We start from the raw sequence: 6,861 nt of genomic DNA, 5'->3' as shown, positions 1-6,861 counted from the left end.
TCCAAGGAATTCCAAGAAAATCCAACCTCCAGAATCCGGAGATTTGCGGAGCTGGCGCCTGTCTCCGCGGACGCCTGAGGAAATCCAAATGTCTCGCGTCGGCGGCGTCCAGGCGACCGGCTGGCCTCCCTCAAACGGATTCGTCGCCATGGCCCATCGACAGGCTTTGGCGCCCGGCGGATGGCCGCAATGATGGAGCCGGTTCAACCTGAAGATATTCTAGTAAACGGATAGACAATATGTAACTCTTGGTCCGGGCAATCCCGCCCTTCGGGAACGATCAGCCATGTCGAAAATCGTCAGCGAGGTGATCGCGGCCAACGACGTTTACGTCCAAAACTTCGGCGACAAGGGGAAGCTGCCGCTGCCGCCGGGTCGAAAACTCGCCATTCTGACCTGCATGGACGCCCGGCTCGATCCGGCGAAATACGCGGGCCTCGCCGAAGGCGACGCCCATGTCATCCGCAACGCGGGCGGGCGCGCCACCGACGACGCGATCCGGTCGCTGGTCATCTCCCACAAGCTTCTCGGCACGCAGGAATGGTTCGTCATCCACCACACCAACTGCGGCATGGAGCTTTTTTCCGACGAGATCATCGCGGACCTGCTCGACGACGACCTCTCGACCGCCTCGTTCGACCGCAAGACCTGGTCCAATCCCCATCACCATGGCGGCCACGCCGCCGGCCATTTCGTCAAATGGCACACCATCAAGAACCAGACGGCAAGCGTCGTCCAAGACGTCCGCCGCATCCGCGAGCACCCGCTCGTTCCCCAGAACGTACCGGTCTACGGCTACGTCTACGACGTCAGCTCAGGCCGCCTCGAGGAGGTGAAGGCGGCGACGGAGGCGGGCAGGGCGGTCGCCTGACGGCGCGCCGCGATGACGGCCGGTTCCCCCTTGGGGAGAAGCGGTCATCCCCGGTTCACGGCCGATGGAAGCGGTGCTGCTTCATCATCTCGATGAAGGCCTCCATGTCGAGCGCGCCCTCAAGGACGCCGTCGGCGCCGGCCGGAAGTTGCACGCCCTCGCGGAGGCGCCGGCCTTCGCCGAAGAAGGCGAGCGGCTTGCCGTGCCAGAAGGCCTCGCCGAGAAACTCGTGGGCGAGCCGCGACCGAGCGAGCGCGTCGGCTGCCTCCGGGGAGAATGGCGGCGTCGTAGAGGACCGAGGGCGCATTGGGCGCGGCCTTGTTGACCTTGATGCGCTCGCCGTCGGCGCCGGCCACGTGGCCCGCGTGGGGCCCGATGATGTCGAAGACCGCGTCCTCGTCTTCGAGCGCGGACGTGATCTCTTCCAGCATGCCGGCGTCGACCCCATCGTCGATCAGAATCGCGACCTTGCGGCCTTTGATGCTGTCCGCCCGCTTGTTCATGCTAAGCGCAGGCGAGGAAAGCTCGGCGGCGTCGGCCTTGAGCGGCCCGGAGGGAGTCGGCGCCGACGGCGTCGGGTTCAGCGGATCGCCGGCCGGTGCGACGCGGATGCCAGTCTTTTCCGAAACCCGATCCGCCAGTTCGCTCGAGATGTTGACCAAGAGCTCGTTCATCGCCCGCGCGCGCACCGCCTCCGTCTCGACCATGTTGAGCTCGAAGGAAAAGGCTGCGGCGATGTGGTCCTTTTCCCAGTCGCTCATGCTGTTCCAGAATAGGGTCGCCTGGCTGAAGTGATCGGAGAAGGCCGGGCTTCGCCGCCGGATCTTCACGCCTTCCACCGAGGCCGGATAGCTTTGGAAAACGTCCGGGGCGTCGCCGCCCTGAGCGGGACGCCCGCCGCCGAGCGAGTTGGGGAAGTAGGCAACGCGGCCGGAATTGATCGTTTTGCGCCCCTCGGCGTCGCGCTGGTTGTTGTGGACCGGGCAGAGGGAGCGGTTAATCGGCAGTTCCGCGAAATTCGGCCCGACACGCTTGAGCTGCGTATCGAGATACGAGAACAGCCGCCCCTGCAGGAGCGGATCGTTGCTGAAGTCGATACCGGGCACGACGTGGCCGAGATGGAAGGCGGCCTGCTCCGTCTCGGCAAAAAAATTGTCCGGATTGCGGTTCAGCACCATGCGGCCGACGCGGCGCACAGGAACCTCCTCCTCCAGGATGAGCTTGGTCGGGTCCAGAATGTCGAAGCCGAATTTTTGCTCGTCCCTCTCCTCGACGATCTGGAGCCCAAGCTCCCATTCGAGGAAGTCGCCGCGCTCGATCGCCTCGAACATGTCGCGGCGGTTGAAGTCCGGGTCCTTGCCGGCGATCTTCTGGGCTTCGTCCCACCACAGGGAATAGACACCTTTCAGCGGTTTCCAGTGGAACTTGACGAAGCGTGACACGCCTTTCTCGTTGACGAGCCGGAAGGTGTGGACACCAAAACCTTCCATCATGGCGAAGCTGCGGGGCAGGGCGCGGTCGCTCATCACCCACATCAGCATGTGCGCCGACTCCGGCGTCAGCGAGACGAAGTCCCAGAACGTGTCGTGCGCGGAAGCCGCCTGCGGAATCTCGTTGTTCGGCTCGGGCTTCACCGCATGGATGAAATCGGGGAACTTGATCGCGTCCTGGATGAAGAAAACCGGCATGTTGTTGCCGACCAGGTCCCAGACGCCTTCGTCGGTATAGAATTTCACCGCAAATCCGCGCACGTCGCGCGGCGTGTCGGCCGACCCTCGCGACCCGGCGACGGTCGAGAAGCGCACGAAGACGGGCGTCTGCTTCGACGGATCGCGGAAGAGCTTGGCCTTGGTCAGCTCCGACAGGTCCTCGTAGACCCGGAAATAGCCGTGCGCCGCCGCGCCGCGCGCGTGCACCACGCGTTCCGGGATGCGCTCGTGGTCGAAGTGGGTGATCTTCTCCCGGAGGTGAAAGTCCTCGAGCAAGGTGGGGCCGTGCTCGCCGACTTTCAGCGAGTTCTGGTCGTCGCCGAGCGGCAATCCTTGGTTGGTGGTCAGGACCTCCCCCGCCTCGACGGTGTCGTCCAGCAAAACCTCGGTCTTCAGCGTTTCCGCCCGCGCTATCTGCTTGTCCGAACGTGTCGCCTGACCCGAAGTCCGCGACTTCGGGTCAGGTTTGGATTTCGACGCGGCTTTGGGGGCGGATTTGGCCATCGGGACGGGTCCTTGAGTGGGGGATCGTCCCTAACAATCGCCAAGGCCGTCCGGTTCCCGTCGTCGTCGGCGAGAAAAGCCGTTTCGGGGTTGGTGGCTGGCTTCCAGAGGGCAGGGGGCGTCCCCTGCCCTGACCTGTCAGTATCCGACGGTGAACCGTTCGCGGATGTGGGCCGGCTTTTCCAGCTCGTCCACGGCGGCGATAGCGTAGTCCTCGAACGAGATGCTGCTGCCGTTGTCGTTGGTCAAAAGCTGGTCCTTGCCGATCCGGAATTTGCCGGTGCGCTCGCCGGGAGCGAACATCGCCGAAGGCGACAGGAAGGTCCAGTCGAGGTCGCCCGTCGTCGTGCGCAAAAGTTCGAGGAATTCCGCGCCTTTCGACGCCTCGGCCTTGTAGGCGGTCGGGAACTGGGGCGTGTCGATCAGGCGCACGCCCGGCGCGACCTCGAGACTGCCGGCGCCGCCGACGACGAAATAGCGCTTCACGCCGGACTCGCGCACCGCCTCGAGGATGAGCGCGGGATCGCTCGCCGTGTAGTGGACTGAGCTGATCACCGCGTCATGGCCCTTGATGAGGGCGACGAGACCCCGCTTGTCGTAGACGTCGCCTTTGACGGCGGTGACGCCCGGCCGGGCCGCGATCTTTTCGGGATGGCGGGCGATAGCGGTGACGGTATGGCCGCGCGCCGAGAGCTCGGCGAGCAGGCGCGAGCCGGCCTGTCCGGACGCGCCGATGAGGGCGACTTTCACGATGGCCTCCAATGCAGTATGGTTTTGATACCAGGTATCAGGGCGATACGATGACGGCGGCCGCGGCGCTTGTAAAGAAAGCACCTTTTGGAAACCAGGTTTCCGTAAGGGAACCGGACGACACGGCGCGTCCGGACCCTTATGCCGCGGGCTGTCCGACCCGGGTGCTGCTCGACCGCATCGGAGACAAGTGGACCGTTCTCGCGCTCGCGCTCATCAGCGAGGAGCCGAGGCGTTTCAATGCGTTGCGGCGCGCCATTGAAGGCCTGACGCAGAAGATGCTGTCCCAGACCCTGAAGGCGCTGGAGCGCGACGGCCTTGTTACGCGTACGGTCCTTCCGACAACGCCCGTCTCGGTCGAATATGCGATCACGCCGCTCGGCCGGACGCTCTCGGCGACCCTCGACGCGCTGCAGCGCTGGGCGCGCGACCATATCGGCGAGGTCCTCACCGCCCAGCGGCGCTACGACAAGCGCGACTGAACCCGGACGCCAACCGCCCGAAGGTCTTTAGGTTCCATAATATACATTATGCGAATCAAGGACGCTTCGGAACGGGCGCACGGCGGGCGGTCGCACCCACGGCATGGCCGAGGTCGGACGGAACCAGTCCCCTAAAGCGGACGTTCACCCGGACGCTGCGCAGTCGTCGCCGGGGCCGCATGTCCATTCCGCTCGCTCTCGACGCCCTCAATTTTCTGTCCGCCGACGTCCGCAATCTCTTTGGCCCTTTCATCAACGTCTTTCTCGTCACCGGCCGGCACTGGACGCAGACCGAAGTTGGGCTCGTGACGACGGCCAGCGGTCTCCTTGGCATCGCGCTCCAGACCCCGATCGGCGCGGCCATCGACGTCACTCGAGGGAAGCGCGAAGTCATCGTGGCGACCATGGCGGCCATGTCGGTCGCGGCGCTGTTCATCGTCATCCGTCCCACTTTCTGGCCGATGGTTTTCGCGACCAGCATCCTGGCCATCGCCGGCGACGCCTTCGCGCCCGCCGTCGCCGCGCTGACCCTCGGCCTCGTGCCGAAGGACGCTTTCGCCCGAAGACTCGGCCGCAATTCGGCCTTCGACCATGGCGGGAACATTGCGACAGCGCTCGTCGCTGGCCTCGTCGGTTATCTGTTTTCCCAGCGGGCCGTGTTCTTGCTCGTGCCTTTCTACGCGGCCCTGACGTCGGCTGCCGTGCTCAGCATTCCGGCCGGCGCGATCGACCACGACCGGGCGCGCGACCTCGGCAAGGAGCGCGACCACGGAGCAGCGGCGGCGGAGGATTTTGCGCTGTTTCGGAACCCGTCGTTGGTCGTCTTCGCCGCGTGCGCCTTCTTCTTCCATTTCGCCAACGCCCCGCTCCTGCCGCTCGTCGGGCAGAAGCTGGCGCTTCAGTTCCCGCGGGAGGCGACCGCGATGATGTCGTTCTGCATGGTGGCGGCGCAGGCGGTGATGGTTACGCTGTTCATGCCCGAGACGCGTGACGATGGGCGCTTGCGCGGCGCCGACACGAACCCCGCCGTCAGGCGCGCTATGCCAACGTGATGAGAAACGCCTGTGGCGTTGGGCCGCATTCGGGTCAAAGGCGTCCGGCGCTAGAAGAAGCAGTTCACCCTGCCCCTCTCCATGCGCTCACGGGGAGACGTGTCCCATGACCACCGACCCCGCGTCCCGCATTCCGCGAAACCGCGCCGACGACTATACGCCCGAAGCGGCCGCCGAGCGCCGGGCCTTTATCGAGGCGCGAACCGAAGCGCGCCTCGACCATGTCGGCCGCTACGCGTTCGATCCGAAAAGCCTTCCGGGCAATATCGAGAATTTCATCGGCGCGGCGCAGGTGCCGATCGGGCTCGCCGGGCCGCTGCGCATCAACGGCGAGCGCGCGCAAGGCGAATTTTACATTCCGATGGCGACCACCGAGGGGACGCTGGTCGCCAGCTACAATCGCGGCATGCGCCTCATCACCGAGTGCGGCGGCGCCAAGGCGACGGTGGTCGCGCGGTCGATGCAGCGCTCGCCGGTTTTCCTGTTCGAGGACGCCCTCGAGGCGCGCGAATTCGGCGCGTGGGTCGACGCGCATTTCGAGGCGATCAAGGCGGCCGCCGAGACAACGACGCGCTCGGGCAAGCTCGTGTCGATCCAGCAGTTCGCCGTCGGCCCGACGCGGCACCTGCGGTTCAATTTCACCACCGGCGACGCCGCCGGCCAGAACATGTCCGGCAAGGCGACCGCGGCGGCTTGCGAATGGATCCGCGCCAACCGGCCGGGCGGCGCGCGATACATTCTCTCGGGCAACACCGACACCGACAAGAAGCACTCGCAGATGAACATGCTCGCGACGCGCGGCCGGCGCGTCGTCGCCGAGGCCGTCCTCGGCAAGGAGGCCCTGAAACGAATGATGCGGGTGGACCCGCGAGACCTCTTCTACGCCCGTCAGGTTTCCCAGGCCGGCGCCTTTCTCGCGGGCTCCGCCAACAACGGCGCCCATGCCGCGAACGGGCTCGCCGCGATGTTCATCGCCACTGGGCAGGACGCGGCTAACGTCGCCGAGTCGCATGCCGCGATCGTCTACGCGCAATTGCTCGAGGACGGCGATTACTACTGGTCGATCACCCTGCCCGCCCTGATCGTCGCCACGGTCGGCGGCGGGACCGGGCTTGCGACCCAGAGCGAGTGCTTGGCGATGCTCGGCTGCCAGGGCTCCGGCAAGGCGGACAAGCTCGCCGAGATCTGCGCGGCCGTCGCGCTGGCGGGCGACATTTCGCTCTCCTGCGCGATCCTTTCGGGAGACTGGGTGTCCAGCCACGAGCGCTTGGGACGCAACCGGCCTCCCTAGCACTGCTTTCGACCTGCCCAACCCGCCTCCGGCGCGGCTACGCCCGCGGACCGTCGCGGGACGGGGCCGCCAAGCGCGATAAGGAAATCGCGGTCGCGACAGGCGCGGCTTTCGCCTGCCGCAAAAGCCCTGTCAGTGAAAAAGCATCGTCGCCGGGCGTTGTTGCACGTCGTTCGACTGTCTCATTCCCGCTCGATGCCGG

At 65.7% G+C, this 6,861-nt stretch carries 6 protein-coding genes and 1 pseudogene; 4 read left to right on the top strand and 3 right to left on the bottom strand.

Annotated elements, in window-relative coordinates; all coding sequences use genetic code 11:
- The first annotated feature begins 286 nt into the window (after positions 1 to 286).
- Positions 287 to 871 carry a beta-class carbonic anhydrase gene (locus ACLP25_RS03845; protein WP_442467905.1) on the top strand — a complete coding sequence of 195 codons (585 nt, stop codon included), beginning with the start codon at positions 287 to 289 and terminating at the stop codon, positions 869 to 871.
- A gap of 55 nt (positions 872 to 926) precedes the next feature.
- Here the strand turns inward: ACLP25_RS03845 and ACLP25_RS03840 are convergent, their stop codons facing one another.
- From ACLP25_RS03840 to ACLP25_RS03830, 3 genes and pseudogenes are all read right to left on the bottom strand, one after another.
- A complete protein-coding gene (locus ACLP25_RS03840) occupies positions 927 to 1,178 on the bottom strand; it encodes a hypothetical protein (RefSeq protein ID WP_442467904.1) in 252 nt (83 codons plus the stop codon).
- Between the two features lie 370 nt (positions 1,179 to 1,548).
- A pseudogene (locus tag ACLP25_RS03835) lies at positions 1,549 to 3,084 on the bottom strand (catalase); the annotation flags it as partial.
- 138 nt (positions 3,085 to 3,222) lie between these two features.
- Positions 3,223 to 3,837 (bottom strand): NAD(P)-dependent oxidoreductase, encoded by a 615-nt coding sequence (locus tag ACLP25_RS03830; protein WP_442467908.1) that lies wholly within the window; start codon positions 3,835 to 3,837, stop codon positions 3,223 to 3,225.
- Positions 3,838 to 3,884: 47 nt separating this feature from the next.
- On the opposite strand from ACLP25_RS03830, the gene ACLP25_RS03825 reads away from it, so the two are divergent.
- The 3 genes from ACLP25_RS03825 to ACLP25_RS03815 all read left to right on the top strand — a co-directional run bounded on the left by ACLP25_RS03825 (position 3,885) and on the right by ACLP25_RS03815 (position 6,659).
- On the top strand, positions 3,885 to 4,316 hold the full coding sequence (locus ACLP25_RS03825) for a winged helix-turn-helix transcriptional regulator (protein WP_442467907.1): 432 nt from the start codon (positions 3,885 to 3,887) through the stop codon (positions 4,314 to 4,316).
- Positions 4,317 to 4,495: 179 nt separating this feature from the next.
- Positions 4,496 to 5,368 (top strand): MFS transporter, encoded by an 873-nt coding sequence (locus ACLP25_RS03820; RefSeq protein WP_442467903.1) that lies wholly within the window; start codon positions 4,496 to 4,498, stop codon positions 5,366 to 5,368.
- A gap of 106 nt (positions 5,369 to 5,474) precedes the next feature.
- Complete coding sequence (locus tag ACLP25_RS03815) at positions 5,475 to 6,659, top strand: hydroxymethylglutaryl-CoA reductase (protein ID WP_442467902.1); 1,185 nt, start codon at positions 5,475 to 5,477, stop codon at positions 6,657 to 6,659.
- The last annotated feature ends 202 nt before the right edge of the window (positions 6,660 to 6,861 follow it).

It is taken from the genome of Roseiarcus sp. (genome assembly GCF_052145395.1).
Lineage (GTDB): Bacteria > Pseudomonadota > Alphaproteobacteria > Rhizobiales > Beijerinckiaceae > Roseiarcus.
This window is presented reverse-complemented; position numbering and strand designations above follow the sequence as displayed.